Here is a 24,654-nt window from a genome sequence, read left to right as displayed (position 1 = left end):
CTAAAAATGAAACTACACCCAAAAGCAAAGGCCGCACTTGGCTATTACAACGCACACAGAAAAGCGCGAGATATAGCAAAGTGTGATTTTCAAAAAGCGGTAAATGCATTATGCGATTTAAATGCCTACGCACCCCAAATTGCAAAGCGCATAGAAGCGCTTGGCCGTTTTAGCTCAAATAGCTGGTACGCATATTCAATGGCTGAGTTTGATATACAACTTGATAACGATGTAAGGCTTTTAGATGCATACCACAACATCGATCCAGTAAGCCCTGACGAGCAAGACCTAACCGAATTTTTAAACGACATTCCATTTTAACCCCCAAGGACACTAAAAAATGAACGCTATCAAAGACCAAGTTATGCCTAAAAATAAGCAATTACTACTTAATATTGTTTGCCACGCAATTGAGCAAGTTAACTTTGCAATTCGCAATTTAAACAAACGCAGCACTATTGGCATGCTAATGCAGTGCGAAGACACGCTAACCGACTTGCTACCTATCGTAAAAATGATTGCTGACGACGACGTTAATTTTGAAAGCGTTTACAGCCAAATGAGCATTGCGTTAAGTGCAGTACAAATTGGCGGTGAGCCAATGGAAATAGAGCTGTAACGCTGTGGCTAACCCGCAACCAATTGACCTAAAAGCCCTTAGACTATCTAGTGTAGCCGAGGGCTTAATTACGTCTATTAGCGATATTGATAATCGTAACTTTTTAGCGCGCGGCCTGCAGGCTGTGCCCGTTCCGCTGCAAAGCAGAATGGCCCGCAAATATATTGACCGTTACAACCAAAAAAAAGCGGGTAGCGAATACCGCGCTAATACATGGTTGCGCCGCGGTATTGGTCGTTTAAAGCCACGCTTTGGCGTGTTGTTTAGCATTACTCAAAATATGCCATTGCCATGGCATATTTTAAGCAGTATTGAAAAAACCAAAAAGCATGCAAATACGCTGGCTATTGAATGCCTGCAAATTGCGCTTGATGTAAGCGAAGAACACCAGCACCTACCCTATGAAAAAATAGTATCGTTAACCTACGATGCAATAGCTGATCACGCTAAAGCCGTGGGTGCTAACGTGCCCTTTTACGCTATGCGCGAAGAAAGCTTACCAACCGAATGCTACGAAATTGCACTGCTTAAAATGCAGTGCGATAAGTGGTGGGCACGCCAATTAAAAACCCTACGCCGCCAGTTTTTAGAATTGCTAGAAATTGCAACCGGCCAAGTAGGAAAAGACCTATACCACGATAAAAAAAGCAAAAAGTTTAAACGTAAAGGCATTAGCCCGTATTCGTCAAAACAAGCGCAGCGTGAGTTTAACTTTGCCCAAGCCAGCGGCCGCCAGTTTTTAGAAATGATGGAATTGCAAAGCAGCGATGGCGACGTAATAAGTTTAATTGAAGCGGTTAAAAGCGGCATGGCAAACCCAGCCAACCGCCGTAACGAATTAATGCTACGCATACGCGAAACCGAAGAGCTAGCCGACGAAATGGGTTATGTAGGTGTGTTTTACACTATTACGTGCCCGTCGCGTTTTCATGCTAATTCAAGCAAATGGAATGGCGAAACCCCAAAAGACGCGCAAAATTATTTAACCCAAACATGGGCGCGTGCTCGCTCTAAATTAAACCGCCGTGGCCTTAAGTATTTTGGCGTGCGTGTTGTAGAGCCACATGCTGACGGGTGCCCGCATTGGCACATGATGTTATTTATGCCAAAAAACAAACTGCAAGAAGTAAACGCTATTTTGCGTTGGTACTTTATTCAAGAAGACAAAACAGAGCTTTACGATTACTACGGCCCAGTAGCAACTCGCGCCAAAGTAGTTACCGAATGGGTAGATATAAACACCCATGGCGTACACGTTAAAACTGTTGAAAAGTGCGTTAGCTATCGCGCAGGCACTAAAAAAAGCGAGCTGTTTAAAACCTACAAACAAAAGCGCCGCGAGTGGGGCCTTAAAAAAAGCCAAGGCAAAAAAGCCAAAGCGCCTAGTAAGTTTTATCGCACATTTAGCCCACGCTTTGACGCCATAACAATGGATAAAAGCAAAGGCAGTGCGGCCAGCTACATTGCTAAATACATCAGTAAAAATATTGATGGTTACATGCTAGGCGATCATGAAGATGCTGAAACAGGCGAAAACCTGCAAGAGCAAGCTAACCCCGTTTTAGCCTGGGCTAGTACGTGGAATATTCGCCAGTTTCAATTTCAGGGTTCGCCAAGCGTTACCGTTTACCGCGAGCTTAGACGCATGCGCACTGCAATAAGTGACGACGTAATAGAGCCTATTCGCCACGCTGCCGACACTGCCAATTGGAAAGACTACGTAAAATTACAAGGCGGTATGTGTATTGGCCGCGCTGCTAACTTTAAATCAATGTATGAGCTAACCCCGCAAGGCAACGACTACGCCGAAGTAGTGCGCCGCATTAAGGGCGTGCTTACTAACACCGACTACAAAGCCGTGCTTAAGCGCACGCTTGAAAAAGTGCATAACGTAATTGCCGACACCAGCTTAAAAACGCGCCTTATCGAATGGACAAGACAACTCAAGGGCACAGCCGAAAAACTCAGTGCCAAGGGCAGCACCAACGTCGGCGCAGCCGACCTATCTTGGACTAGTGGTAATAACTGTACGCCTATCGCCGCAGGCTCTAGAGCTGAGTTGTTACTTGATGCCGTGGGTTTATCAAAAACCGACCTTGATGATCTGGTAAGTGATCTAAATAGCGGGAAAAGGATCAGTAGAAACGGGCTAATTTATCAAATTCGCGATGGCCAGTTACATACATTAGACGAAAGCGCCCAGCTTAAGCAAAACAAGCAGCTCGATATTGAATACCGAGCGCAAACACTCGCGCAAAAATCAGCTAGCTGGCACATAACCGACGCGCATTGGCAACAAGCACGCGAATTTGTAGAGCTTGCTTATAAATACGCGCAGCTCGATGGGCGTAAATCACTTAATACCACCACCAACGAACGCGGCCTGATCACTATTGGCGATTGGGACCTAGTTAATTTAGTTAAACAAGGCAGTGCATCAGCAATCAGTGACAACGATTGGTGGTCACTGGATTTAATGGCGTAGGAGAGAAAATGACTATTCAAATTTCAAAAGTACTCATGCCAAAGGCATGTATTAGTTGCCAGGCGTTTTGCCCAAAGGGGTATGCAGAGGATCAGCACAGCCCGTTTGTTACAAAATTCGATAAGCCCGCGCCTAAAACCCAATACGGCCAATGCGGTAAAACAGATAAAAGCGTATTTGCCACCGAAATTTGCACCGGCTATCAGCAAGAACATAACGCCGATGTTTTTGCAGTAAGCAATAGACCACAACCAAAACAGCAGGTGACATTATGAACACACAATCAGCAGCCGAAAAAATGTTAGAAAGCGGGTTATTTTACAATGAAGTTTTATTGGCTCGCGCATTTGGCGAGTCGGCTGCAAATGGAGCGCGCTGCATAAAAAACATTTGTAACAACGATCGTTACACAGTCGAAATTAAAGAAAGCCCAATTAAGTGCATAAAAGTAACGGCTATTGATGGCCGCAGCGTCACTATTGACCAGTTACAAAATGCCGCATTGCTATTTAAGCGCCCACGTTTATTGGTTGGGAGTAATAGCCATGTTTAACCTAGAGACTGCGTTCGAGAAAAGGGTTTTTTGCGGTACCGATATTTTTACCGCGATTAAAGATGGAAGGGTTGTTTTTAATGGCGAGCATCTTAAAGGTGTAACGCTTGTTCATGATCAGCATTTGCTCCCAATGGAGCTGCTAACTTTTGATAAAGAGCTTAAAGAAATCATTAAAAAAATAGAGGGTAAGCTTCAGGAGATCAGCCATGGCCACAGGTAAAATAACAGCAGGTGACGTTTTCAATAATTGGACAGTACTAAACGAAGACCGCCGCAACCGAGGGGCGCAGCATTTTATGTGTAAATGCGTATGCGGCACCACTCGCGTAGTGCGCAAAGATAATTTAGGTCATGTCCAGGGCTGCGGTTGCGAGCGAAAAGAATATAAATTTCGCACCGGCCAAATAAAAACAACAGCAAAACCAAGCACTAAAAAGGCGCGAATTGTTTCACCAAAAACAGTAAGCGCACCGGCCAAAATGCCGCACCACGAAAACCAAGAGCCGCGCCCGCAATACCAGCAGCGCAGCAAGTCAAAGCGCGAACTGCTAGAAGAGCGCTTAATGCAAATGCAGTTAGAAAAAGAATTAAGCGAATTATGGTGATCAATGAAACCAAACGTTAAACGTCGCAACTGGGTGTACCACTCAGTTGTTAAGTACAAATCATTAAATAAAACATTAACCAAAAAGGAAACGCACTATGCACCCACAAAATAACAAACCACTCGACAAAGGCCGTGTTGCTTGTATTGCCGAAAAATACCAGCAAGGGAACGAAACCAAAAACCGTTACGCCACTTTAGGCCGCGCTACTAAATGGCCGAGCAACAACCAAGGCGGCAGCGAAAGCGTAGAGATTGAGCTAGACACAATGCCAATTAATCAACAAGGCCCGTTAAAATTATATATTTTTTGGGAAAGCGAAAGCCAGAACGGCCAAGCAAATAATAACCAAAACCACCAAAGCCAAAACCAAGGTTACGCACCGCCGCAATATCAAGGGCAGTATGATCAGCCGCAAAATGCGCCACAGCAAAACCAGTCAACATACAACTCGCGCCGACAGTAAGTAGCGCCAATAACCAAAAAGGATAAGAAAATGGAAAACCAGCACAAAAAAATTAAAGGCTATAGAGAGCTTAACCAGCAAGAAATTAATGACATGAATGATATTAAAGCGGAAGGTGAGCGCTTGAAAAATGTTATTGAGGCTATGCGTTCTCGCGGTGACACGTTAGATCAGCGGTGGATTTCTATTGCAGAAACACATTTGCAGCAAGGCATTATGGCTGCGGTTAGAGCGGTGGCTCAGCCAGAAGGCTTTTAGAAAACACCACCCACAAAAAAGCCCGTTTAATACGGGCTTTTTAATGCGTGAAATAAAGTAAAGACTATAGCCCAACCAATTCCAATTGTTGTTCGCGAGGTAGGCTTTTAATAAGTGCGGCGGCTAATTGCTGTGTGCTTTGTACCGGAGGGTTTAAGAAGTGATCAAACGATTGGGTAATACGAAACGTTGCCCCGCACTCGCGAGTATTAGTGCAAGAGCAATATAAATTTACTACGTGCGCACTTTGCGTTTCACGCGATGTAATCGTAGCTTTAGATTCGCAATTCGGACAAGTAACCCGCGCCATAATAAACCCCAATAGTTAATAAATCACACTGTCATTATATACAGTGGTTGAGTGCGTTACAAATAACCATTTAACTATTGCCTGAGAATCAACAAGCTAAAAAAATCACTCCTCCTCGCCTTCCGCTTTCGTGCAAAAAATGCGTTCAATTGACAACCCCAGTGACAAGCCATTTTTAGCTGGCCCTTATAACCAAAGGATCTAAAAGGAGGTTTAAAAGGATCGCAATGACAAAAGTGTGACAATGTTTGACACAAAGTGACAGCATAAAGATCAAATAGGTGGGCATTTGCTGAATATTGAAATATAATAAATTAATTATCACTTAAGCGATAAATAATTTATGAAGTATTTATATAAAGGCTCACAAAGCCAAGAGCGATTAGATGTGCTTTTGTCGTTTGGTAAAAGCACCAGTGAAGATATAAAATCGGCGCTTAGCGATTACTTAGTTCGCGGTATTAGCAAGACCAATGCAGCAACACTTAATGGCGTGCCTGGGCCCAACTTAACAAGGGCACTTAAGCGGCTTGAAGTTACAGCAGGGAAGTTCGAGCAAGGGCTAGAAATTGAATGGTATTCAAAGAGGCAAGATATGAAATTAGAATTAATAAAAGCAAGACTGTGCGTTTTGTTGGCAGAGTTAAATTATTTACTGGCGAGCCGCGAGTATTCCGACGATGATCTAGAGGACCATAGCAGCAGGATAGCTAAAAGACTTGAGCTAGAAGTGGAGCATATAGGCACAAGCAAGCGCAGTACTGAAAATGAGCATTGTTATATGGCTGCCATTTATGATGATGTGCTAAATCCAATAACGGATAATAAATACGAGGTTACACAAAGAATAGATAACAGTATTTTTAATTTAGAAGAATGGCAAAGCAAACTAAGTGGTTTGTAAAGCCAAAGCGCTAGCTAGTCACTAGCGCTTGTTTTTTCTAGCTTGCTGTCAGCCACACTTTTGGCCGCTTGCAGTTGTGAATTGCACTGCGTTAACGCGCTGTTATATTCAATTGCTAACCTGCTCAGGCTTTTCCATTTTGCGCCCTGCAAAGTTGGGTGCGCTACTGGGGCAACAATCCAATCATCAAGCAGTAAATACTTATACCTCGTTTGAATAACAACCCGCTCTTTAGGCTCAGGGGTTAGCGTGCAACCCAATAACCCCAGCAGGCATATCAGCATTAATGCAATCTGTTTCATTTTTATTACTCGCTATATCGTTAAGTTGTTTGGTTTTGCTTTTGCTTATTTGCTCAAGCATCGATGTTTTTTGCATAAAACTGTTTAGCCTGGCCTGAGAATTTGCAATCTCAGCTTCAAGCCGCTCGCGTTGCAACTGCTCATTGTTTAACGTCGCTAACAGCTGGTCGCTGTTTTGCTCTAGCAAATCAACCTCGCTTAGTAGCGATGCATTTGCTAACGCGGCATCGTTAACGCTAACTTTTAAATGCAACGTTTGAATATAAAAAACACCCGCCACAAACAAAGCCGCCGCAATTAAAACAAAGCTAAAATTATTTTTAAGCAATTTAAACAAAGTAAACCATCCCATTATTTGCCGCCCCTAATTAATTTAATAAAGCCCTTTGGGTCTTTGCTAAACGTTTCAATAAATTTATTGATCCCTTCCAAAATGTGCGGGGCCGCATACGCAGTTACACCAATAACACCCGTTTTTAAGCTTTCATCAAATTGCCGCCACTCGCAAAACATAGCCGCCAAGTACGCGGCAAAAACAGCAATTAACACACTCATAAAATAATGAAAAAACGTAAACACTTTACGGCTTAAATACATTTGTATAGCCGCCGCTAAAAAGCTCAACATAAGCAACTGCCCCCACTGTTTAATAAATTCAACTATATCTATCCAGCTCATGCGTCTTCCTTGGGTGTTGGGTTAAGGTCTGAATATTCAGGCTCTTTAAATTCAATGCGCTGCGCTGCAGGCAAGTAATTATTAATACCTAAAACATCTTGCTGCATTGGCACAACTTCATTGTTGTAATAGGCACGGGTAATTTTATCTAAGTCGCCAAAGCCGTTTTTATCACCAGACGACTGGCCGCTTAACGCTTCTTGCGCGCGGTGCATACTTAGCATATCGTTAAGCGTAATTTTTTTAATCCGCTCAAACTCATCTTTAGTTGATATATCGCCAACCGGTGTAATGTTTATCGCTTTTTCAGCATCGGCCTTATTGCTACGAAAATTAAAAAACAAACTTCTAAAGTTACCCACGCCTTTGCTATCGCGTATAGCATCTTTTAATGCCGTTTCATCTTCAGCGCTTAAATTAGGATCAGCCATTGAAAATATAAAACCCATGTGCGCACCGTTTTTGTAATACCGGCGGCGAAATAAAGTCGCATCTTCATTTAATAATGCCGACTGAATACCGCCATAATATTGCGGTATACCGTAAATGCCTTGGCCGGGGTCGTACTCTTTTACATGTATAATTTCGCCCGCATTAAAATAAATAGGCTCATGGCTGCGGTTGCTTAATTGCGCATACACACCGCGCGTACTTGTATAGCGCATAGTCAGTGCGGGCAGGTGTCGCAGTTTAATAATTTGCCCAAACGAATTTCTAATAATTTGCAAATAAGCGTTGCCGCTCCACAACAAATCAAAGCCAAATTTACTTAATGCTTGATGGCTTAAAAGCGCGTTCGGCTTATACCATTTTAAAATCATGTTGCGCTTAAAATACAAAATAGGCCCGTGCTGGGCATTAACGCGCAGCAGTTTAATTAAGCCCTGCAAACTAATGGGCGGCGCATAAATGCCATTGCTATCACTAAAAACACCAACATAATCAGTTAGCCGGTTGTCTAAACATGGCTCAGGGTCGCCAAAGCTAAACGCATCAGTTACCGCAGTTCGTTGGTTGTAATTAGGCGCTTGGCCGTTGCTTACTTGTAATCGTGGTTTCATTAAGCTGCAATTCCTACAGATGTTTGGCGGCTGTGGGCATTACCGTCGAGAGGTTCAAATAATAAGCCGTGCATAATTGCCCACGCAATATCGGCATGGCCCGTAGTGGCCGTGCGGTTAGTAGCATATGTAATTTGGTCGCCAACAACTTTGCGGCGAATATTAATAAACGAGCTAGCAATGTTTACCGCGTCCTGGTCAAACTCAAGGCGTCGGTTTTGAATAACGTTAATTGCTTTAATAACCATGCGGTTTTTAATAATAGGGTTGTAATGTATCGGCTCAGCGTTGGGGTAAAACTTAGTAATAAGCTCCCACACGCCGTAACCAATACCAGTGGTATCAACGCCAATGTGCACAACGTTGTATTTTTCGGTAAGTAGTTTTATTTCGCTTGCCATCGCTTCAAAATCATTACCGCTTAAATCAATTGCTTCAAGCAGCAAAAACTTTTCGCCAGGCTTCATTGGCGCACTTAAAATAGCTACGCTCGCTTTGTCGCCAAACCGCGCAGGGTCAAAACCAATAACCACCGGCTTTAACCCGTAAGGGCGTTCGCAATCTAAATCAAAGTCAGGCCACTTGGTCGAATCGCCCACGCAGTTCATAAGCTGCTTGAGGTTAAACGCGCTGTGCGCATCATCAATAAACTTACACATAAACAAGTTATTAAACTCATCTACACTGTACTCGTTTTCAAGCACGCCAATGTCAATGCGGTCAAACCCGCTGGTAACCACATCGTACACAGTAAGCATTTGTCGCCAAATGCCATCTTCGCAAAGCCTGCCATTTTTTAAACTTTTATGGCTAACATCAATCGCAAATTCAGGGTCGTTACAGGCTTTTGTTTTGCGGTACCACTTTCCGTTCCAGTGGTCATACGCTTCATGGCTCGTAACGCTCGGTGTACTAAAATAGGTTATTCGTAAATGCTTATGCGTTGCCATGGCCTGCGCCAAACCGCGCAAGCTCTTATATTTTGGAATCCAAAAAACTTCGTCTATATATAGGTCGCCACTTTCCGACTGTGCCGTACGCGCATTAGTGCTTTTAAAAATAAGCTTAACTGTTTTGCCGCCCGCCAAATTAAGCACCATTGGCGAACCGGTCAGCTCAACATTAAAATGCTCACGCACCAGCGCCACAATATTAGCTTTAAATACCTCAGCCTGATCACGACTCGCCGATATAAATATTTTATTGCGGCCATTAATAACCGCGTCGTAAAACGCTTCAAACGCAAAGTAAAAAGTTGCCCCAATTTGGCGGGGCTTTAAAATAAAGCGGGCGCGGTGATCTTGGTTCTCAAACCAATGTTTTTGGTGGGGATAAAGAAGTTTGTCTTTAAGCTCGTCAAGCATTTCAAGCGTAATGCCAGAGCAATCATTTTTCTTTTTCTTCTTCGACTTTTTGCCACTGCCGCCACTATTGCCAGCAGCAGTGTCGTCGTTGTTAGCGCGTTGCTTAGGGGCAGGCGCAAGCTTGCTTTTATTTAGTGCACATAATTGGCGCGTGCAAAAATCTAGCTCTTTATATTCAGCATCGGTTTTATTGTCTTTATCGGCTAACAAATTAATGCGGCGGCTAAACGCCATTTCGGCATTATATGTTGGGCACATGTCAGCCCAGTTCTCAGACTCAGACCAACGCCTAATGCTGCGCGCACTTGGCATGCCTGCTAAATCAGCTATTTCCTCGTAAGTATAGCCCTCAACAACATACAAATCCTGTGCTTTTTTGCGTACGTCTGGTCCGTAGTTAGCCTTCATATTGCGCCACATTAATTAATCCATGGCGGCAGTGTATTAGTAATAAAGCGCGTAATCTGTCTGTTAAAAACCTGTCCATTCCTAAAAGTTAAATATAGGAATTTCAAAAAGTTAAACAGTTGGAAAGGTGCAAAAAGAGGGTGCAAACTGCAGTTACTTTAAAGCATAAAGCTTAATTAAAAAACATTTAAAAGGTTTGTTTATATGCCAGGTCAACTACGCACAAAACCACTTTCTATTGCCGCTGTTGGCATGACCGTCGACGGCCGCGAAATCACCGAGCAAGACGTAGCCGACATAGTAGAAACCTACAACCCCCGCAAGTATGGCGCACGCATAAACCTCGATCACGAATTTAACTGGTCAGGCTGGGCCGCTAAAAACCTACACAACGTTGATATACCCGGCATGTTGGGTGACGTAGTAAGCGTAGAAGCATACGAAAACGAAGAAGGCGTAGTGTGCTTATACGCCGTGCTCGCACCCAACCAAGGGTTTGTAGCATTAAACAAAGCCGACCAAGCCGTATATTTTAGCATCGAAATTAGCCGCGACTTCATGGGCACTGGCAAAACCTACCTAACCGGCCTAGCAGTTACCGACTACCCAGCAAGCTGCTACACCGACCGCATCCATTTCAGTAGTAAGAGCAAAGCAGGCGACACGGAAGTCTCTTTATTAACCGTTGACTTAGGGTCATGTGAGCCTATCGACACACCTAAAAAACCCTTTTTCAAACGACTATTCACTAAGGAAGAACCCGACATGAACGAAACACAATTAGCCAATGCATTAAAAGATGCACTCGGCGCACCGCTTGAAGAGTTTGGCAAAAAGCTAGACGGCCTAACCACAAAGCTTGATTCATTCTCAACCACTAAAGTGGAAGGCGAAGAAGAAACAGCCCCGCCAGCCGAAGAGTCAGCCGAGCTAACAAAGCTTAAAGAAGAGCTATCAAGCACAAAAGTAGCGCTTGACGAACTTAACGAAAAGTTTACCAAAGCATTAAAAACACCTGCGGGTGACACAACCAACGCCGACGAAGAGCACGAAGGCGACGAAGGCAAATACAGCAACTGCTTGTAATTGCCGCACCCTAACTTAACTTAGCAAAGCGCAGGAACGAAAATGAAAACCAGAACAAAACAATTATTTATCGCAGTACTTGCAGGCATGGCCAGCAACTACGGCGTAGCATCAATGAACGAGCAGTTCAACGTAGAGCCAACAACTGAGCAGCGCTTATACGACGCAACGTACGACTCAGTAGAGTTTCTACAATTAATCAACACCGCACTAGTAGACGACATCGTAGGCCAATCAGTAATGATGAGCGTAGACGGTGGCGTAACAGGCCGTGCCGGTGTAGAAAGCGACGACACCAAAGAGCGCCAAACGCGCGATGTAGCAGGCCTAGCAAAACGCGAATACCGTTGCTACCCGGTAGAATGCGACATTCATTTATCGTGGGCAAAAATGGATCAGTGGTCAAAGTTCCCCGACTTCCATCAGCGCTACCGCAATCACGTGCGCCAAGCAATCGCGCTCGACATTATTAAAATCGGCTTTCACGGTACATCAGCTGCCGACACCACAAACCTAGCAACCAACACAATGCTGCAAGACGTAAACATCGGCTGGCTACAACTCATTCGCCGCGACGCACCAGAGCGCGCAATTAGCGAAGGCGCAACCGTTGACGAAATTCGCATTGGTGCCGGTGGCGATTACGAAAACCTAGACCAAGCCGTGTTCGACGCACTGCAAGCAGTACCAGAGCACAAGCGCGTAAACATGGTTGCCATCATTGGCGAAGAACTACTAGCAAACGACCAAAACAAGTTGTATGCAAAGCAGTCGCACACGCCAAGCGAAAAAACCAAAATCGAACTTGAGCAAATCATTAAAACGTATGGCGGCTTAGCCAGCTATAAAATTCCGTTCTTCCCATCGCGCGGCATTTTAGTAACAAGTTTCGACAACCTAAGTCACTACGTGCAATCAGGATCAACCCGCACCCACGTAGAAGACAACCCAAAAAAGAAACGCGTAGAAGACTACCTATCGCGTAACGACTGTTACTACATCGAAGATCTCGAAAAAGTAGCCTACTTCGAATCAGCCAACGTAAAACTGCCAAACAAAGCAGGCACCGGCTGGGAATAGTTTTTTAGCAGCAGCAAGCCGCCCTTTTATCCCAAGTTTCGGGGCGGCTTTTTTTAACAATTAGCGAGTATTTTTAAATGAGCCTTTTCAAAAAATCATTAGCCAAAGCTAAAGCAGTGCCAACAAGCACTGAAAATAAAGCGCCAACGGCAGCGGCTAACGCCACTCAAGCCAACGCGCCAGCAACCGTAAACACGCAAACCGAGTACCAGCTTTATGCAGCAGCTATAGAATCCGACTTGGCTCAATTAAAAACATTTGCCGACATTAGCGACAAAGCAACATACAAATCAGAAGCGCTAGAGCGCCAAGACTACCTAGGCTACATAAACCAATACCGCCTAAGCGGCCAAAACCACCACAACAAAGTGTTGGCGTGGGTGTTTATTTGGCTAGTTGATTTAAAGCGCTGGGATGCAGTAATGGGCTTATTGCCATTAATGATCGAGCAAAAGCAACCACTGCCAACCGTGTTTAATACCAAGCACTGGGCGGCGTTCGTTATCGACCAGCTCTACGACGACGCAAATTACTACCTTGCCGAATCACACCAACAAGGCCTGTGCGACATTGACTTTACACTGCGCCGCTTAATTTTCGTAGTTAAAAACCAAGACTGGGCAGGGTTAGAAGTAGTGGGCGGCAAGCTTTACGCAATAGCTGCAAAAGTAAATAAAGCACAGCTCAACTTAGGTAGCGCACTTTACTTTGCAGAAATGGCCCAATCAATTAACGACAAAGCAGGCGTTAAAACCCTGCTAAAAGAATTGCAAAAAATGTTTAAACCAGCGGAGCCAGAGCAGCAACCCGCTAACTAGCTCCAACGCCAGCGGGCAACTTAGCACAACGTTAGCATTACTTGCTTAACGCGCGTGACTAAGTGGCGCCCGCACCCAATTTAATGTGTGTATTTTACAGGTGCAATATGAACTTAAGCGGTATGCCACAGGCAGATTTACAAAGCGTCAATGTGATCATTGAAGCCAGCGGCTATTACCCAGCGCTAAGCACCGCCCATTTTATTGAGCACTATGCAATAGCCCAAGAGTACGCCAGCAAAAGCGACGTACTACTAGAAAAGCTACTTTACGCGCAGGCCGAAATTAACCAAGAGCTAGCAAATACACAGCTTACCAATGGCCAAGCGTTAAGCGCCGCGCAAGCCCTGTTTTATAAGCGCGCAGTTTACAGCAAAGCAAAAGCCAGTTTGCTGGTATCAAAGCTAGGCAGCACGCACCGCGACAGCGCAACAGCACAAAGCCAAGCGGCAATAGACAACCACGAACATTGGTTAAGAGAAAGCATAAACGCCATGCGCCAGCTGCAAGGCCTAAGCCCAAATTTAACGGTAGAGCTACTATGAGCCAAAGCAAAATAGCAAAGCTTAAGCAGCATTTAGCAACCGCAGAATACCAAGGCCGCAACCTAGCGCTAAGCACCCAGTTCGACAGCTGGATAGAAGGCGGCCGCATAGAGCCAAGCAGCAAAACCATTAACGGCAACGGCCTATTGGCAGCAAGGTTTTATTACTCAGGAGCGATCAGCATAAACCCATGCGCAGCGCCCGCAGCACTTATTTGTGCCTTTGCATCGTTTTGGTTGCAAAACAACGGCGGGCGATACGACAGCACCGACATTGAATTTAGCGCCGACGTTAACGACGACAACAGCAACGAAGTAGAGCTAATAATAAAGCAGCTTTGCGAAGACATAGAGCTAATACAAGCGCCCAACGGCCCGTTTGAATTTAACGGCAACCGTTACGACTTTGGCGAGCAAAGCCTATGGATAGCCGAAGCGTTCACACTTGAAGGCCAAGTGAGCCGTGCTTAATCTCAAGTTTGATGAAGGCCGCAGCAAAGAGCAGCTAGCGTTTTTACAGCTCAAGCCACAAAAGCGCCGCAACATATTGCGCAGTGCAATACGTGCGGCAAACAAAAGCAGTAAAGAGCGGATCACCAGGCAAAGTGATTTAGCGGGTAAAAGGTGGCAAGGCCGCGCCAACGGCAAAAAAAAGAAAATGCTAACAAAGCTAAAGCGCAACATGAAAGTGCGCTACGGCGCAAATAGCGCAAGCGTATATTTTAAAGGTGGCAACAGCGGAAAAATAGCCCGCGCCCACCAAGAGGGCATAAGCCTAGATGCAGGTAAGCCCAAAAGCAGTGCCGCACAAAATAAAGAAGGCCCAGCCACGCGCAACTTAGCCAGAGCATTAATAAGCGAGGGTTACAAAATACCGCGCGGCAAAGGCAAGGGCAGCAAGCGACCAAGTATTAAATGGATAACAAACAATTTAAGTATTAACCAAGCAGGGTTTTTACTGCGCGAATTAAAGGGCAGCTCAGGCAAGAGCGCATGGAAAATTGATTTACCGGCCCGCTCCTTTTTGGGGCAAACAATGGCCGAACAAAAAGAGCAAATGAATTTTATTTTAAACAAAGCTATGCAAGTGGCGTAGCGCAAGCAAAAAAGGAACGACCATGGCACAAGGTAAAGTATCCGTTGCCGCCATTCAAACAGGCAGTGGCGCTACAAAACAGGTAGAACGCACCGTATTGTTCATCGGCCAAGCAGCCGAAAGCAACGGCAAAATTCTACCCATTAATGCACAAAGCGACTTTGATACTGAGTTTGGCGTAGCCGACTCACCGTTAAAAACCCAAGTTAAAGCATGGCAGCGCAACGGCGACGACCTAGTAAGTGGTTATGCAATAGCGCACGCAATCGACGCCGACGTAATGGCACTTATTGACGAAGCAATGGATCAAGACGTAAGTCCCGAAATCATTGTTATTTGTACGCCCGTAACAGGCAAAGCAGAAGTAGAAAGCTATCAAGCTAAAGCGCTTGAAATACTAGCAAGTCTTGCTCGCCGCGTGCGCTTTTTAGTTGCAGCGCCTGGGCTAACCGAGCTACAAAACTGGTCAGACTTAGTAACCGCATTGCAGCCAATAACCGAAGGCGTAGTAGCACCGCAAACAGCTGTTATTCCTTTGTTATTTGGCGACGAGCTAGGCGCAGTAACTGGGCGTTTATGCAAAAGCGCAGTCACTATTGCAGATAGCCCAATGCGAGTTCTTACGGGTGCAATGTCACTAATGCCGCATCCGGTAGATGCCGCAGGCAAACCGTTAACCAACTCAACCACAGCCGCACTAGACGCGCTGCGCTTTAGTTGTACACAGTTTTACCCAGACTTTGACGGCACATATTTTGGCGACGTAAACATGTTAGATGCCGAAGGCGGCGACTTTCAGCAAATCGAAACAGGCCGCATTGTCGACAAGGCCGCACGCGACGTGCGCATTATTGCCATTCAAAACATTAAAAACCGCCGCCTAAACAACAGTGCCAGCGGCATTGAATTTGGTAAGCGCATCATGGGCAAACCGCTACGCGAAATGGCGCGCTCAATTAACATTGGTGCCGACAAGTTCCCGGGCTTAATCGACACGCCAAAAGACGACAGCATCAGCCTAACGTTTATGAACGCAACTACATTGCAAGTCGTTCTCAAAGTTAAGCCAATCGATTCACCCAACACCATCATAGTTGGCATCATGTTAGATAACGCAGAGTAGGAGCGAACATGCAAAAAGTACTAGGCGGTAAAGACTTCGATATTTTCATTGGTAACTCAATGGTGCACGTAATCGAAGCAACCGTAAAAATCACCGACGGCCGCACAGTTAAAAAAGTGCGTGGCGTACCAAAAGGCTTTATCGACGGCGACGTGGAGGGCGAAGTAACCCTAAAGCTCGACCACGAAAACTGGCTAATTGTGCAAGCGCAAGCGGCAAAGGCAGGTAGCTGGAAAGGCATTGAGCCGTTCGACGTAGCATTTAACGCCGAAGTAGCAGCAGGCAAAAAGAACATTGAAGCGTTTGGCTGTCTACCGCAACTAGACGAAATTTTAAACATCAAAGCCGACGGCGGCGAAGAAGACACAACATCAATTAAGTGTCCGATCACCAGTCCCGACTTTGTAAAAATCAACGGCGTGCCGTACCTAACATCAGATGAAGTGAGAGACTTGTAATGACCAAAGCCATTCGCAAACTAACTGCCGCAACATTGCTTAGCACTTTAAAGGCCTGCGGCTACCGCGTGTTCGAGGGCGAATTAAACCTAAACATTATAGGTATTCGCCACAACAACACGCGCGCCAATACCTTTAACGATGTTATTTGCGTGCTGTATCAGCAAAGTGGCGAATGGCAATTAAAGCAGTATAAAGCAACCACCGACGCCGGTATTTACTGGCGTCAAAACCCAATGAACGTAAGCGGCACAGCGGTCCTAATTGCAGGGCAGCATAAAAGCCTATGGAAGTTGGGTTATCACCAGGGCAAATACCGCGCCCTAGTGCAGCACAAACCTGTTGTTGTCCTGCGCGACAACGACAAAAACACCGAGTTAGACACGGAAGTCACACCACAAGCCGAGTTACAGCAGGGTTACTTTGGTATTAACTGCCACCGAGCAAACAGCAAAACCACATCAACCCAAGTTGATAAATGGTCTGCAGGTTGCCAAGTGCTAGCTAACCCAAATGACTTTGACGAGTTCATTAATTTGTGTGACCAATCAGCAGCCAAGTACGGCCCGTATTTTACATACACATTACTAAATCAATCCGACATTAAAGCGAGTAAATAATCATGGCGTTCGAGAAAAAAATCACATTAGAAACACCGGTAGGCGAAATTACATTTAACGTAAACGCAGCAGACTACAACAAATACATTAACTCTACGCAGCCAAACAACAAAGTGCAGCCAGCCACTAACTTTGTATTAAACACAGTAGTGCAAGAAGACGCTAAAAAACTAAAAGAGCTAGTGCAACAGCCAGGCGCCGCATTATTTTTAGTGGGTGCAATTGTTGAAGAATACCAACCGGAGTTTAATTTCACCGTAAAAAAATCGAAGACCGAGCCAAGCAAATAGGCAAGTCTCGGTTAGATCAGCTACAGGCATACCACGCCAAGTATTTTGGCGCGGTTACCGCAACCCAAGAGAGTCTAGCGCAAGCGCTATACCTCGAAACGCAGCAGCAAGAAAACTTTGTAGTTGCTGTAAATAACGGCATATGCCAAGCACTAAGCGAGTAATGTAATGGCCACGCTCAGCAAGTTAGACAAGCTTAATTATTCAATCGGCATCATCGACAAAGTGACGGGTCCGGTTAATAAAGTCATGGCTAAAATTAATCAGCTGAGCCAGCAAACAGCCGCCGCGCAAGATCAAATGATGCGCGGCGCAGCCACGGCCGTTGGTGGTGGTTACGCACTAGCTAAATCACTAGCTCCCGCAATTGATCACGTTGCCGCCTTGGGCGAAGTGCAATCATTGGGCGTTGCCGACGACGCATTGCAAAAACTAACTAAAACATCATACGAATTTGGCTTTCAATTTGGTGGCAACTCTGCCGAGTTTGTGCGCAGTGCATACGATATTCAATCAGCCATTGCCGGACTAACGGGCGATGAGCTATCAGAATTTACTAAAACATCAAACATACTAGCGGTAGCAACCAAAGCCGACGCAGCCACCATTACCAGCTACATGGGCACCATGTATGGCATATTTGAAAAAACAGCCAACAAAATGGGCAAGTCTAATTGGGTAAACCAAATAGCAGGCCAAACCGCCACCGCAGTACAGCTTTACAAAACCACCGGTGCAGAAATGCAGGCGGCGTTTTCAAACCTTGGCGCAACTGCAACAAATATTGGCCTAAGCTCAGCCCAGCAATTTGCCCTAGTGGGCGAGTTACAGCTAGTTGCTAAGTCGGGTTCGGTTGCGGGCACGCAAGCCGCATCGTTATTGCAGGGCATTGGCAAGGCGCAGCAGTCGCTAGGCATTCAATTAACCGACGACAACGGCGACATGCTTGCAATAGACGTAGTGCTAGGGCGCATTAATAACCGACTTTCATCGCTGGGTTCTGTAGCGCGTGGCGATGTGCTAACGCAAATATTTGGCAAACAGGGCGCAAAAGCAGTCGACGTACTAAGCACCAAAGTAGACAAATTAAAAGACGGCATTGCTGTTTTCGAAGGCGTGCAAGACAACTCCAAAGCGGCAGAAATGGCAAACATCATTGCAAGCCCATGGGATAGAATGGGCGGTTCATTTAATGCCGCAGCCACAGCAATGGGTAACCGCTTGTTGCCAGTGGTAGAGCCATTTGTAGAAGTGCTTGCGTCAATGTTTGCGGGCATCGTTTCGCTAACCGAAGAGTTCCCATTTTTATCAAGCGTGATCGCAACCGCAGTGGTGGGCGTAGTTGCGCTAATGACCGCATTCGGCATAGCCACCTTTGCCATGGGGCTATATAACTTTGCAACAGGCATTGGCATAACGCTAACCAATGCACAGCTAATAGTAACTAAGCTATGGCAGGGCGCATTAATCGCACTGCGTGTTGCAGGGTTCTTATCGCTTATAGCTACCATGGGCGCGGCCGCTATTGCCATGGGTACATTTAAAGCGGTTATGCTTGCAGGCCAAGCGGCCACCTGGCTATTTAACGCAGCACTTTGGGCAAACCCATTAACGTGGATTGTTATAGCAGCTGTTGCATTAATCGCCGCTGTTGCCGCACTTATCTATTATTTTGACGACATAACCGCCGCATTTAATGAGTGGGCGGAAAGTTCAACCGTGTTTAAATACCTTAAAGTTGCGTTCGATCTACTAACGCTGCCACTGCAATTGGTGTGGCGGCTAATAAAAACAATAGCCGTAGGAGTGTACGATTTTTTTGCACCCGCATTTTCAGCAATCAGCAGCGTGGTTATGGGCATGGTTAACGCCATAGGCTCAGCGTTTTCGTATGTGGGTAATTTACTGTCCAGCTTTGGCGGCGCCATCACCGGGTTTTTCTCAGGCATGGGGAGTTCTGTATCAGGGTTTTTCACCGGAATTTGGCAAAGCGCAGTCGACATAATTGAATCGCTAATAAATTATTTAACCGAAACGTTCGGCTTTTTGGGCGACTTTTTCGGCGGCATAGCCAGCGGCATCAGTGGAATATTTGACGGCGTAAGTAGCTTTATTTCAGCCATCGCCGACAACGGCGTATTAAACTCGGTTATCTCGTTTTTCTCAGACGACGAGCCAGCAAAAGTATCAAACAAAGTTGAGCAGGTAACCCAAGCAGTTCAGCCTCGCACATCGGTTATGCAAAGTGCCGACCAAGCTTACAGCCGCGACTACGGGCAAAGCGTTATCAGTAAAGCAAGCGCGCCAGCTCAGCAAGCAAGTTCGCAATACATAGCGCCAAACAGTCCTGTAAATTATGCAGCGCCTAAAGTAACAGCAATTGTTGAAACCGAAGAGCCGCGCACGCAGGCATTAGCAGGCCCAGCAGCAGCAAACGACCCTGCTTATTCAGCGCAACCAAAAGTAATGACTGAGCGTGAAGCCGCAAACGATGCATTTAAATTTACTAGCCAGCGCTTACCTGCAGTGCCAACCGACAGCACCGCACCGTTAAATTTACAGGCGCAAGCCCGCAGCCAGACATTAATAAATAATGCATTCCCAAGCGAGCAAAACAACGCAGTAAATAACAGCGCAGTAACTAGCAGCGCAGTGAACGCCACGCAAAACAATGCGGCAACGGCAGCAAACAGCGCAACTAATGCCGCGCAAAACAATGCGGCAACGGCAATCGACAACGCAACTAGCGCCACGCAAAACAATGCGGCAACGGCAATCAACAACGCAACTAACGCCATGCAAAACAATGCGGCAACGGTAACTAACAGCGCAACTAGCACGAAGGCATTAGCAGCGGTAAATAGCAGTGTAAATAACGCTACGCAAAACAGCTTAGCGTCAGCGGACATAGCTGCCCAACCAAAAGCAATGACTGAGCGTGAAGCCGCAAACGATGCATTTAAATTTACTAGCCAGCGCTTACCTGCAGTGCCAACCGACAGCACCGCACCGTTAAATTTACAGGCGCAAGCCCGCAGCCAGGCATTAATAAACAATGCATTCCCAAGCGAGCAAAACAGCGCAGTAAATAACAGCGCAGTGAGCGCCCCGCAAAACAATGCGGCAACGGCAATCAACAACGCAACTAACGTCACGCAAAACAAAGCAGTTACGGTTGCAAGTAACAATATTGCTAACTCGGCAAATTCGCCTGTTTATAACCCTAAGCAAGCGCAGCTGGTAAGCGTTAACCAAGGTGCAGCACCAGAGCCAGCATTACCCAGCGTAAAAACAGATCAGGTAATTACTAACACAGCCAGCAACAGCGCCGAAAAAGCACAGCAAATTAGCGCAGAACAACAGGCCACTGCATATAAGCCTAAGCTGCAAAAGTCGGCTTACCTGCAAAGCCTAACTAACAACAGCAACAGTACAAATAACAACAGCAATAGCAGTGACAGCAGCAAGCATATAAGCATTGAGAACGTAAACTTTAAATCAGACGACTTAGCGCAAAGCTTTGAACAAATGATGGAGCTAGCAGGTTAATGAAATTTGATATAGCGCTACACATAGACCTAGAAATACAAGACGGCGACTTTATGCTTAACGACTCGCTAAGTCCAAGCACGTTTAAAAAAGCAGACGTAATAAGCCAGGATATAAAGCACCGCATTTTAGAAAGCGGCTTACTAACCAAGCTTGTTGGCCTGCGCAACAAAAACGCAATAGAGCCAATATTAACCGAACTCGAATTACTAACCGAGCAAGACAATCGCGTAAAACCAGGCACAATAAAAGTGCACCGCAACGACGACGGCACATTAAGCATTAACGCACAAACGCGCCAGTATGGGAGCAGCAATGAACTTTAAAACAATGATGCAAAATGCAGGCTTGCCAATGGACGAGCAATCAGCAGCAGAGCAATGGCAAGCACAGCTAAAAGAGCAAAACATACAGGTTGCTAATAACTCACCGTTTAGCCCCTTTTGGCGCACCGTTGAAGCGCTGATCACCAAGCCGCTAGTGCAGCTATTAAACTGGGTTGCACAGCAACTAATGCCAAATCTATTTATCATGACCGCCAGCCGCGACGCGCTAATAGAAAAGCACGGCCCCGCGCGCAACGTATTCATTCAGGCGGGCGTAGCGGCTCAAGGCATACTCACGTTCACGCGCCAAAACACTGCCGGAGAAAGCTCAATTACCGCCGGTGCACAAATTGCTACCGACGTGCTAGGCGAGCAAGTATATAAATTAACGCTAATGCAAGATGTGCATTTTGCAGCAGGTCAAAGCACGGCGTACGCATTAGCGCAAGCACAAGAAGAGGGCGCAGCATATAACTTGCCAGCAAACGCATACCGCTACTTTATTGATCAGCAAGAAGGCGTAACAGTAACTAACAACCAAGACTGGCTAATAAAGCCCGGGGCAAACACAGAAAGCACGGAGCATTACCGCTTGCGCATACGCAACGTGTTTGGAACCGCCGCTCGCTGGCACATTAACGCAGTGTACAAACAAATAATTGCAAGCTTTGGCGTGCCAATAGATAACATCTATATTCAAACCGGAGCGCCGCGCGGCCCAGGCACAGCAAACGCCTACATATATCTAGACATAGGCGCAGTGCCAACCGCTTTGCTGGGGGCAATTAATCAGCACATAAGAACCGCAGGGCATCACGGCTTGGGCGACGACTTTATAGTGTATGCAATGGCAACCACTGGGTTTAATGTAACAGCAACATACAAGCTACACTCGCAAAGCGAAGACATACAAAGCGAGTTAACAACATTTATACAAGCAGCGTTCAGGCAAAATGCAGCATACGCACCCACCCGCGTAGCGCATCAATGTGTGTTCAGTGTTAGCCAGCTGGTTGCAGAGTGCCACGCGCAATTTAGTGAACTGCAGTCAATCAAGTTCGACATTGACGACATAACCGCCGCTAACTGGCTACCCGTGCTTTCATCGCTAACAGTAACTAAGGTCGAAAATGGCTAACCAAATAGCAACATGGCTAAACAAAGGCTACGCAGAAAAGCTTGTAAAAGCGGCTACAGGGTATTGGAGCAAGTCGCGCAACTACGTTATGTGGGCTGTGCAGCAAAAAGACGAGCTGCAAAACGAAGAGCCAGTTCTCGGCCTGCTAGCGTGGGAGCGATTAACGCAGCGGTTAGATAGTGAGCCGCTGGACCTCTACCGCAAGCGCGTACAGCACGCATTAGTCAATACAATTGACGCCGGAGAAATAGCAACCATAAAAGACATTTTTAACCGGCTGGATCTCCAGGTCATAAATGTGCGCGAGCGAATAGAGGGGCGCGACTGGGATATTATTGCAATAGACATGACCGACTCAACGCTAGCAAGCGCATACGAGCTGTTGCCAGAGCTAATACAGTTGTACGGCCGAACATGCCGCCGATACGAGCTAACAGTGCATAACTTGGCAGCAGTATCGCTAAGCCTTGGCATAACGCATGTGCAATGGGATAACAACTACGTTAGCTCAGCAACAAAAATAAACGCAATAACTGGCATTGATCACGGCGTAGTTCATAGCTTTTTAGGGCTAGACGCACTAACAAGCAACACGCGCCACCAAGCAACAAGCATTGATGTGCAGCACAACATTACCGCGCACCAGCATTATGGGTTTTTAAGCAAAGACGGCGGCATAAGCACCGCCAAGGAGCAACTATGAATCAGGCAATAACCGGCATAATGACCAATGCTGGCAAGGCATACATAACAACAGCAACGCTGCAAAACAAAGGGCTTGAAGTAACAGAGCTAGTATTTGCAAATATACCCGGGCTAAACGAGCAAGCAACCCGCAACCCAAACGAAAAAATGCCGGGCGGCGCACAAATAGTTTACCGCCGCAACATAGATACGTCAGGCTATGTTGATGCAAACACAGTCGCATGGGCAGTAGTGCTAGAGCAAGACATCGGCGACTTTGATTACAACTGGATTGGCCTAGTTACCCGCGACGGCACATTGCTAGCAGTCGATTACCTACCGCTGCAGCGAAAGCGACAAGGCGTAAACAACGTGCACAACCGCTCGTTCGTTTTAAAGTTTGCGGCAGCCGCAGCCCTAGCGCGCATTACCATTCCAGCGCAATCGTGGATGTTCGACTACAGCCCGCAAATTGACGCGCTAACACTGTTAGCAACCAGCAATGCAACGGCACAAATAAACAACATGCGCCGCACTGTGCGCAATTACTTTTTAAATAAAAACTTCAGCAATTTCAGCAAGGAACTATCATGAGCGTAACGCAAATAAACCAGCTAGTAACCGCAGCCGACCAGCTAACAACAGCAATCGAAGGCAAAGCAGCCGAAATCGATAGCAAAACAACGCAGCTAGACCAGTTCGTAAAAGCCAAAGCAAGCGAAATGGAAATCGTTGCATCAGACGGTTACCGCAAGGCAATCGAGCACGCATCAGGCGGCCGCAACAAAGTGATCATCGACGACCAAGGCAACCCAAACATAATGGTAGCCGTTTCACCTGCAACATATGAAGAGCTTGCGGCAGGAATACAAGAAAGATACAGCATAGATTTAAACCTAGGCACAGGCATTCCAACCATGTTTATGCGTAACGGCGTTCAATTGGGCGAAGTGTGGATTCCTAAATACCTAGCATCAGCCGGAGCAAATGGCGGCTGCAGTGTTATCGGTGGTGTACAGCCGCGCACATCAGTTAGTTACGATACAGCAAAAGCGCTATGCAATAACAAAGGCGAAGGCTGGCACATGATGAGCATTCACGAGTGGGCATTCATTGCACTGTGGTCTTACGCAAATGGCACGGTGCCGCGCGGCAATACAAACTACGGCCGCAGCCACGAAAACAAATTAGAAACAGCACGTCGTAGCGACAACGGTTTGCCAGGCGATACATCAGGCACAGGCAGAACCGACACAGGCAAAGGCCCTGCAACATGGTCGCACGACCACACAGAATGGGGTATCCAAGACCTAGTAGGTAACGTGTGGGAATGGCTAGACCAAATGATGCTAGAAGAAGGGCAGATCATTACTACGCTCGACAATAACCCAGCGGTGATTGAAGAAAACTGGAACAAGCACACAGCGTTTTTAGATTCGCCAACGGCAAACACAGAAGGCACCGGCAGCGCTGGATCTCCAAAGCTTAGTAACAGCGTTACAAATCGTAATGGCCCAGTGGGTAATGATGCGCACGACAACCCTTATTTAACAAATAGTCATTTTGCAGCAATCGAAAAAGCGCTCGACTACAGCAAAATTGAGCTACTACGCCGCTTGTTAATTGAGTCAGAATCAACAACCACGGTTGGCGGTTACATCAGCTGTCGAAATTATGGCGCTCGATTCCCGATACGTGGCGGCAACTGGAACACTGGCTCGAGCGCTGGGCTGGGCGCGCTCCATCTGAGCTATGCGCGTTCGCATGCGGTCAGTAATCTCGGTTTTCGTCCCGCTTTCTTTGCGTAATTGGTTATTGAAATTTGA

33 protein-coding genes are annotated in these 24,654 nt (G+C 46.2%); 27 read left to right on the top strand and 6 right to left on the bottom strand.

Going from position 1 to position 24,654, the window contains the following annotated elements; genetic code table 11:
- The first annotated feature begins 6 nt into the window (after window positions 1-6).
- The 9 genes from ACT3RM_RS02225 to ACT3RM_RS02185 all read left to right on the top strand — a co-directional run bounded on the left by ACT3RM_RS02225 (window position 7) and on the right by ACT3RM_RS02185 (window position 4,989).
- Window positions 7-321 carry a hypothetical protein gene (locus tag ACT3RM_RS02225; RefSeq protein ID WP_444511329.1) on the top strand — a complete coding sequence of 105 codons (315 nt, stop codon included), beginning with the start codon at window positions 7-9 and terminating at the stop codon, window positions 319-321.
- Window positions 322-340: 19 nt separating this feature from the next.
- Complete coding sequence (locus ACT3RM_RS02220; protein WP_444511328.1) at window positions 341-619, top strand: hypothetical protein; 279 nt, start codon at window positions 341-343, stop codon at window positions 617-619.
- A 4-nt stretch (window positions 620-623) separates the two neighbouring features.
- Entirely contained in the window at window positions 624-3,104 is a 2,481-nt protein-coding gene (locus ACT3RM_RS02215; protein ID WP_444511327.1) for a replication endonuclease, read from the top strand.
- Between the two features lie 8 nt (window positions 3,105-3,112).
- Window positions 3,113-3,379 carry a hypothetical protein gene (locus ACT3RM_RS02210; protein WP_444511326.1) on the top strand — a complete coding sequence of 89 codons (267 nt, stop codon included), beginning with the start codon at window positions 3,113-3,115 and terminating at the stop codon, window positions 3,377-3,379.
- Window positions 3,376-3,657, top strand: coding sequence for a hypothetical protein (locus ACT3RM_RS02205; RefSeq protein WP_444511325.1), 282 nt, complete (start codon window positions 3,376-3,378; stop codon window positions 3,655-3,657). The genes ACT3RM_RS02210 and ACT3RM_RS02205 overlap by 4 nt, the downstream gene beginning before the upstream one ends.
- Window positions 3,650-3,880: a hypothetical protein gene (locus ACT3RM_RS02200; RefSeq protein WP_444511324.1), complete on the top strand. Its 231-nt coding sequence runs from the start codon at window positions 3,650-3,652 to the stop codon at window positions 3,878-3,880. The genes ACT3RM_RS02205 and ACT3RM_RS02200 overlap by 8 nt, the downstream gene beginning before the upstream one ends.
- Complete coding sequence (locus ACT3RM_RS02195; protein WP_444511323.1) at window positions 3,867-4,265, top strand: hypothetical protein; 399 nt, start codon at window positions 3,867-3,869, stop codon at window positions 4,263-4,265. Before ACT3RM_RS02200 ends, ACT3RM_RS02195 begins: the two co-directional genes overlap by 14 nt.
- A gap of 97 nt (window positions 4,266-4,362) precedes the next feature.
- On the top strand, window positions 4,363-4,731 hold the full coding sequence (locus tag ACT3RM_RS02190; protein WP_024591343.1) for a hypothetical protein: 369 nt from the start codon (window positions 4,363-4,365) through the stop codon (window positions 4,729-4,731).
- Window positions 4,732-4,761: 30 nt separating this feature from the next.
- Window positions 4,762-4,989, top strand: a complete 228-nt coding sequence (locus ACT3RM_RS02185) for an Acb2/Tad1 domain-containing protein (RefSeq protein ID WP_024591342.1) — start codon at window positions 4,762-4,764, stop codon at window positions 4,987-4,989.
- Between the two features lie 64 nt (window positions 4,990-5,053).
- Here the strand turns inward: ACT3RM_RS02185 and ACT3RM_RS02180 are convergent, their stop codons facing one another.
- A complete protein-coding gene (locus ACT3RM_RS02180) occupies window positions 5,054-5,299 on the bottom strand; it encodes an ogr/Delta-like zinc finger family protein (protein WP_444511322.1) in 246 nt (81 codons plus the stop codon).
- Between the two features lie 343 nt (window positions 5,300-5,642).
- Between ACT3RM_RS02180 and ACT3RM_RS02175 the strand changes: the two genes are divergently transcribed.
- Entirely contained in the window at window positions 5,643-6,203 is a 561-nt protein-coding gene (locus tag ACT3RM_RS02175) for a hypothetical protein (protein WP_444511321.1), read from the top strand.
- A 14-nt stretch (window positions 6,204-6,217) separates the two neighbouring features.
- On the opposite strand, the gene lysC is transcribed toward ACT3RM_RS02175, so the two are convergent.
- Genes lysC through ACT3RM_RS02150 form a run of 5 tightly spaced genes read right to left on the bottom strand, consistent with a single transcriptional unit; the run spans window position 6,218 to window position 10,028 of the window.
- A complete protein-coding gene (lysC, locus tag ACT3RM_RS02170) occupies window positions 6,218-6,487 on the bottom strand; it encodes an Rz1-like lysis system protein LysC (protein ID WP_444511335.1) in 270 nt (89 codons plus the stop codon).
- Window positions 6,441-6,857: a hypothetical protein gene (locus ACT3RM_RS02165; RefSeq protein WP_444511320.1), complete on the bottom strand. Its 417-nt coding sequence runs from the start codon at window positions 6,855-6,857 to the stop codon at window positions 6,441-6,443. The genes lysC and ACT3RM_RS02165 overlap by 47 nt, the downstream gene beginning before the upstream one ends.
- Window positions 6,857-7,183, bottom strand: a complete 327-nt coding sequence (locus ACT3RM_RS02160; RefSeq protein ID WP_002960036.1) for a phage holin family protein — start codon at window positions 7,181-7,183, stop codon at window positions 6,857-6,859. The genes ACT3RM_RS02165 and ACT3RM_RS02160 overlap by 1 nt, the downstream gene beginning before the upstream one ends.
- A complete protein-coding gene (locus ACT3RM_RS02155; RefSeq protein ID WP_444511319.1) occupies window positions 7,180-8,244 on the bottom strand; it encodes a phage portal protein in 1,065 nt (354 codons plus the stop codon). The genes ACT3RM_RS02160 and ACT3RM_RS02155 overlap by 4 nt, the downstream gene beginning before the upstream one ends.
- Window positions 8,244-10,028 (bottom strand): terminase large subunit domain-containing protein, encoded by a 1,785-nt coding sequence (locus ACT3RM_RS02150; protein WP_444511318.1) that lies wholly within the window; start codon window positions 10,026-10,028, stop codon window positions 8,244-8,246. Before ACT3RM_RS02150 ends, ACT3RM_RS02155 begins: the two co-directional genes overlap by 1 nt.
- A gap of 192 nt (window positions 10,029-10,220) precedes the next feature.
- On the opposite strand from ACT3RM_RS02150, the gene ACT3RM_RS02145 reads away from it, so the two are divergent.
- The 17 genes from ACT3RM_RS02145 to ACT3RM_RS02065 all read left to right on the top strand — a co-directional run bounded on the left by ACT3RM_RS02145 (window position 10,221) and on the right by ACT3RM_RS02065 (window position 24,636).
- Entirely contained in the window at window positions 10,221-11,102 is an 882-nt protein-coding gene (locus tag ACT3RM_RS02145) for a GPO family capsid scaffolding protein (protein WP_444511317.1), read from the top strand.
- A gap of 42 nt (window positions 11,103-11,144) precedes the next feature.
- A complete protein-coding gene (locus tag ACT3RM_RS02140; protein ID WP_444511316.1) occupies window positions 11,145-12,182 on the top strand; it encodes a phage major capsid protein, P2 family in 1,038 nt (345 codons plus the stop codon).
- A 77-nt stretch (window positions 12,183-12,259) separates the two neighbouring features.
- A complete protein-coding gene (gpM, locus tag ACT3RM_RS02135) occupies window positions 12,260-13,000 on the top strand; it encodes a phage terminase small subunit (RefSeq protein ID WP_444511315.1) in 741 nt (246 codons plus the stop codon).
- A gap of 107 nt (window positions 13,001-13,107) precedes the next feature.
- A complete protein-coding gene (locus ACT3RM_RS02130) occupies window positions 13,108-13,545 on the top strand; it encodes a head completion/stabilization protein (protein ID WP_444511314.1) in 438 nt (145 codons plus the stop codon).
- Window positions 13,542-14,015: a phage tail protein gene (locus ACT3RM_RS02125; RefSeq protein WP_444511313.1), complete on the top strand. Its 474-nt coding sequence runs from the start codon at window positions 13,542-13,544 to the stop codon at window positions 14,013-14,015. The genes ACT3RM_RS02130 and ACT3RM_RS02125 overlap by 4 nt, the downstream gene beginning before the upstream one ends.
- Entirely contained in the window at window positions 14,008-14,640 is a 633-nt protein-coding gene (locus ACT3RM_RS02120) for a phage virion morphogenesis protein (RefSeq protein WP_222713714.1), read from the top strand. The genes ACT3RM_RS02125 and ACT3RM_RS02120 overlap by 8 nt, the downstream gene beginning before the upstream one ends.
- 22 nt (window positions 14,641-14,662) lie before the next feature.
- On the top strand, window positions 14,663-15,763 hold the full coding sequence (locus tag ACT3RM_RS02115; RefSeq protein WP_444511312.1) for a DUF2586 domain-containing protein: 1,101 nt from the start codon (window positions 14,663-14,665) through the stop codon (window positions 15,761-15,763).
- Between the two features lie 8 nt (window positions 15,764-15,771).
- Window positions 15,772-16,221, top strand: a complete 450-nt coding sequence (locus ACT3RM_RS02110; RefSeq protein WP_002960021.1) for a phage protein — start codon at window positions 15,772-15,774, stop codon at window positions 16,219-16,221.
- The gene (locus ACT3RM_RS02105; RefSeq protein WP_444511311.1) at window positions 16,221-16,841 is read left to right on the top strand and encodes a hypothetical protein; all 621 of its coding nucleotides are present in this window, start codon (window positions 16,221-16,223) and stop codon (window positions 16,839-16,841) included. The genes ACT3RM_RS02110 and ACT3RM_RS02105 overlap by 1 nt, the downstream gene beginning before the upstream one ends.
- 2 nt (window positions 16,842-16,843) lie before the next feature.
- Window positions 16,844-17,131 (top strand): putative phage tail assembly chaperone, encoded by a 288-nt coding sequence (locus ACT3RM_RS02100; protein WP_010553474.1) that lies wholly within the window; start codon window positions 16,844-16,846, stop codon window positions 17,129-17,131.
- Window positions 17,107-17,295, top strand: a complete 189-nt coding sequence (locus ACT3RM_RS02095) for a DUF6890 family protein (protein ID WP_425607974.1) — start codon at window positions 17,107-17,109, stop codon at window positions 17,293-17,295. Before ACT3RM_RS02100 ends, ACT3RM_RS02095 begins: the two co-directional genes overlap by 25 nt.
- 4 nt (window positions 17,296-17,299) lie before the next feature.
- On the top strand, window positions 17,300-20,680 hold the full coding sequence (locus tag ACT3RM_RS02090; RefSeq protein WP_444511310.1) for a phage tail tape measure protein: 3,381 nt from the start codon (window positions 17,300-17,302) through the stop codon (window positions 20,678-20,680).
- Entirely contained in the window at window positions 20,680-21,006 is a 327-nt protein-coding gene (locus tag ACT3RM_RS02085) for a DUF2590 family protein (RefSeq protein WP_004589628.1), read from the top strand. Before ACT3RM_RS02090 ends, ACT3RM_RS02085 begins: the two co-directional genes overlap by 1 nt.
- Entirely contained in the window at window positions 20,996-22,144 is a 1,149-nt protein-coding gene (locus ACT3RM_RS02080; RefSeq protein ID WP_444511309.1) for a baseplate J/gp47 family protein, read from the top strand. The genes ACT3RM_RS02085 and ACT3RM_RS02080 overlap by 11 nt, the downstream gene beginning before the upstream one ends.
- Window positions 22,137-22,847 (top strand): hypothetical protein, encoded by a 711-nt coding sequence (locus ACT3RM_RS02075; protein WP_444511308.1) that lies wholly within the window; start codon window positions 22,137-22,139, stop codon window positions 22,845-22,847. Before ACT3RM_RS02080 ends, ACT3RM_RS02075 begins: the two co-directional genes overlap by 8 nt.
- Complete coding sequence (locus ACT3RM_RS02070) at window positions 22,844-23,422, top strand: phage tail-collar fiber domain-containing protein (RefSeq protein ID WP_024604929.1); 579 nt, start codon at window positions 22,844-22,846, stop codon at window positions 23,420-23,422. The genes ACT3RM_RS02075 and ACT3RM_RS02070 overlap by 4 nt, the downstream gene beginning before the upstream one ends.
- Entirely contained in the window at window positions 23,419-24,636 is a 1,218-nt protein-coding gene (locus ACT3RM_RS02065; RefSeq protein WP_444511307.1) for an SUMF1/EgtB/PvdO family nonheme iron enzyme, read from the top strand. Before ACT3RM_RS02070 ends, ACT3RM_RS02065 begins: the two co-directional genes overlap by 4 nt.
- The last annotated feature ends 18 nt before the right edge of the window (window positions 24,637-24,654 follow it).

Source organism: Pseudoalteromonas sp. AOP7-A1-14 (assembly GCF_052376275.1).
Taxonomy (GTDB): domain Bacteria; phylum Pseudomonadota; class Gammaproteobacteria; order Enterobacterales; family Alteromonadaceae; genus Pseudoalteromonas.
This window is presented reverse-complemented; position numbering and strand designations above follow the sequence as displayed.

Excerpts from the sequence above, each read along its gene's own strand:
- ACT3RM_RS02225 (WP_444511329.1), top strand. The coding sequence starts at position 7 with ATGAAACTACACCCAAAAGCAAAGGCCGCACTTGGCTATTACAACGCA.
- ACT3RM_RS02220 (WP_444511328.1), top strand. The coding sequence starts at position 341 with ATGAACGCTATCAAAGACCAAGTTATGCCTAAAAATAAGCAATTACTA.
- ACT3RM_RS02210 (WP_444511326.1), top strand. The coding sequence starts at position 3,113 with ATGACTATTCAAATTTCAAAAGTACTCATGCCAAAGGCATGTATTAGT.
- ACT3RM_RS02205 (WP_444511325.1), top strand. The coding sequence starts at position 3,376 with ATGAACACACAATCAGCAGCCGAAAAAATGTTAGAAAGCGGGTTATTT.
- ACT3RM_RS02200 (WP_444511324.1), top strand. The coding sequence starts at position 3,650 with ATGTTTAACCTAGAGACTGCGTTCGAGAAAAGGGTTTTTTGCGGTACC.
- ACT3RM_RS02195 (WP_444511323.1), top strand. The coding sequence starts at position 3,867 with ATGGCCACAGGTAAAATAACAGCAGGTGACGTTTTCAATAATTGGACA.
- ACT3RM_RS02190 (WP_024591343.1), top strand. The coding sequence starts at position 4,363 with ATGCACCCACAAAATAACAAACCACTCGACAAAGGCCGTGTTGCTTGT.
- ACT3RM_RS02185 (WP_024591342.1), top strand. The coding sequence starts at position 4,762 with ATGGAAAACCAGCACAAAAAAATTAAAGGCTATAGAGAGCTTAACCAG.
- ACT3RM_RS02180 (WP_444511322.1), bottom strand. The coding sequence starts at position 5,299 with ATGGCGCGGGTTACTTGTCCGAATTGCGAATCTAAAGCTACGATTACA.
- ACT3RM_RS02175 (WP_444511321.1), top strand. The coding sequence starts at position 5,643 with ATGAAGTATTTATATAAAGGCTCACAAAGCCAAGAGCGATTAGATGTG.
- lysC (WP_444511335.1), bottom strand. The coding sequence starts at position 6,487 with ATGCTGATATGCCTGCTGGGGTTATTGGGTTGCACGCTAACCCCTGAG.
- ACT3RM_RS02165 (WP_444511320.1), bottom strand. The coding sequence starts at position 6,857 with ATGGGATGGTTTACTTTGTTTAAATTGCTTAAAAATAATTTTAGCTTT.
- ACT3RM_RS02160 (WP_002960036.1), bottom strand. The coding sequence starts at position 7,183 with ATGAGCTGGATAGATATAGTTGAATTTATTAAACAGTGGGGGCAGTTG.
- ACT3RM_RS02155 (WP_444511319.1), bottom strand. The coding sequence starts at position 8,244 with ATGAAACCACGATTACAAGTAAGCAACGGCCAAGCGCCTAATTACAAC.
- ACT3RM_RS02150 (WP_444511318.1), bottom strand. The coding sequence starts at position 10,028 with ATGTGGCGCAATATGAAGGCTAACTACGGACCAGACGTACGCAAAAAA.
- ACT3RM_RS02145 (WP_444511317.1), top strand. The coding sequence starts at position 10,221 with ATGCCAGGTCAACTACGCACAAAACCACTTTCTATTGCCGCTGTTGGC.
- ACT3RM_RS02140 (WP_444511316.1), top strand. The coding sequence starts at position 11,145 with ATGAAAACCAGAACAAAACAATTATTTATCGCAGTACTTGCAGGCATG.
- gpM (WP_444511315.1), top strand. The coding sequence starts at position 12,260 with ATGAGCCTTTTCAAAAAATCATTAGCCAAAGCTAAAGCAGTGCCAACA.
- ACT3RM_RS02130 (WP_444511314.1), top strand. The coding sequence starts at position 13,108 with ATGAACTTAAGCGGTATGCCACAGGCAGATTTACAAAGCGTCAATGTG.
- ACT3RM_RS02125 (WP_444511313.1), top strand. The coding sequence starts at position 13,542 with ATGAGCCAAAGCAAAATAGCAAAGCTTAAGCAGCATTTAGCAACCGCA.
- ACT3RM_RS02115 (WP_444511312.1), top strand. The coding sequence starts at position 14,663 with ATGGCACAAGGTAAAGTATCCGTTGCCGCCATTCAAACAGGCAGTGGC.
- ACT3RM_RS02110 (WP_002960021.1), top strand. The coding sequence starts at position 15,772 with ATGCAAAAAGTACTAGGCGGTAAAGACTTCGATATTTTCATTGGTAAC.
- ACT3RM_RS02105 (WP_444511311.1), top strand. The coding sequence starts at position 16,221 with ATGACCAAAGCCATTCGCAAACTAACTGCCGCAACATTGCTTAGCACT.
- ACT3RM_RS02100 (WP_010553474.1), top strand. The coding sequence starts at position 16,844 with ATGGCGTTCGAGAAAAAAATCACATTAGAAACACCGGTAGGCGAAATT.
- ACT3RM_RS02090 (WP_444511310.1), top strand. The coding sequence starts at position 17,300 with ATGGCCACGCTCAGCAAGTTAGACAAGCTTAATTATTCAATCGGCATC.
- ACT3RM_RS02085 (WP_004589628.1), top strand. The coding sequence starts at position 20,680 with ATGAAATTTGATATAGCGCTACACATAGACCTAGAAATACAAGACGGC.
- ACT3RM_RS02080 (WP_444511309.1), top strand. The coding sequence starts at position 20,996 with ATGAACTTTAAAACAATGATGCAAAATGCAGGCTTGCCAATGGACGAG.
- ACT3RM_RS02075 (WP_444511308.1), top strand. The coding sequence starts at position 22,137 with ATGGCTAACCAAATAGCAACATGGCTAAACAAAGGCTACGCAGAAAAG.
- ACT3RM_RS02070 (WP_024604929.1), top strand. The coding sequence starts at position 22,844 with ATGAATCAGGCAATAACCGGCATAATGACCAATGCTGGCAAGGCATAC.
- ACT3RM_RS02065 (WP_444511307.1), top strand. The coding sequence starts at position 23,419 with ATGAGCGTAACGCAAATAAACCAGCTAGTAACCGCAGCCGACCAGCTA.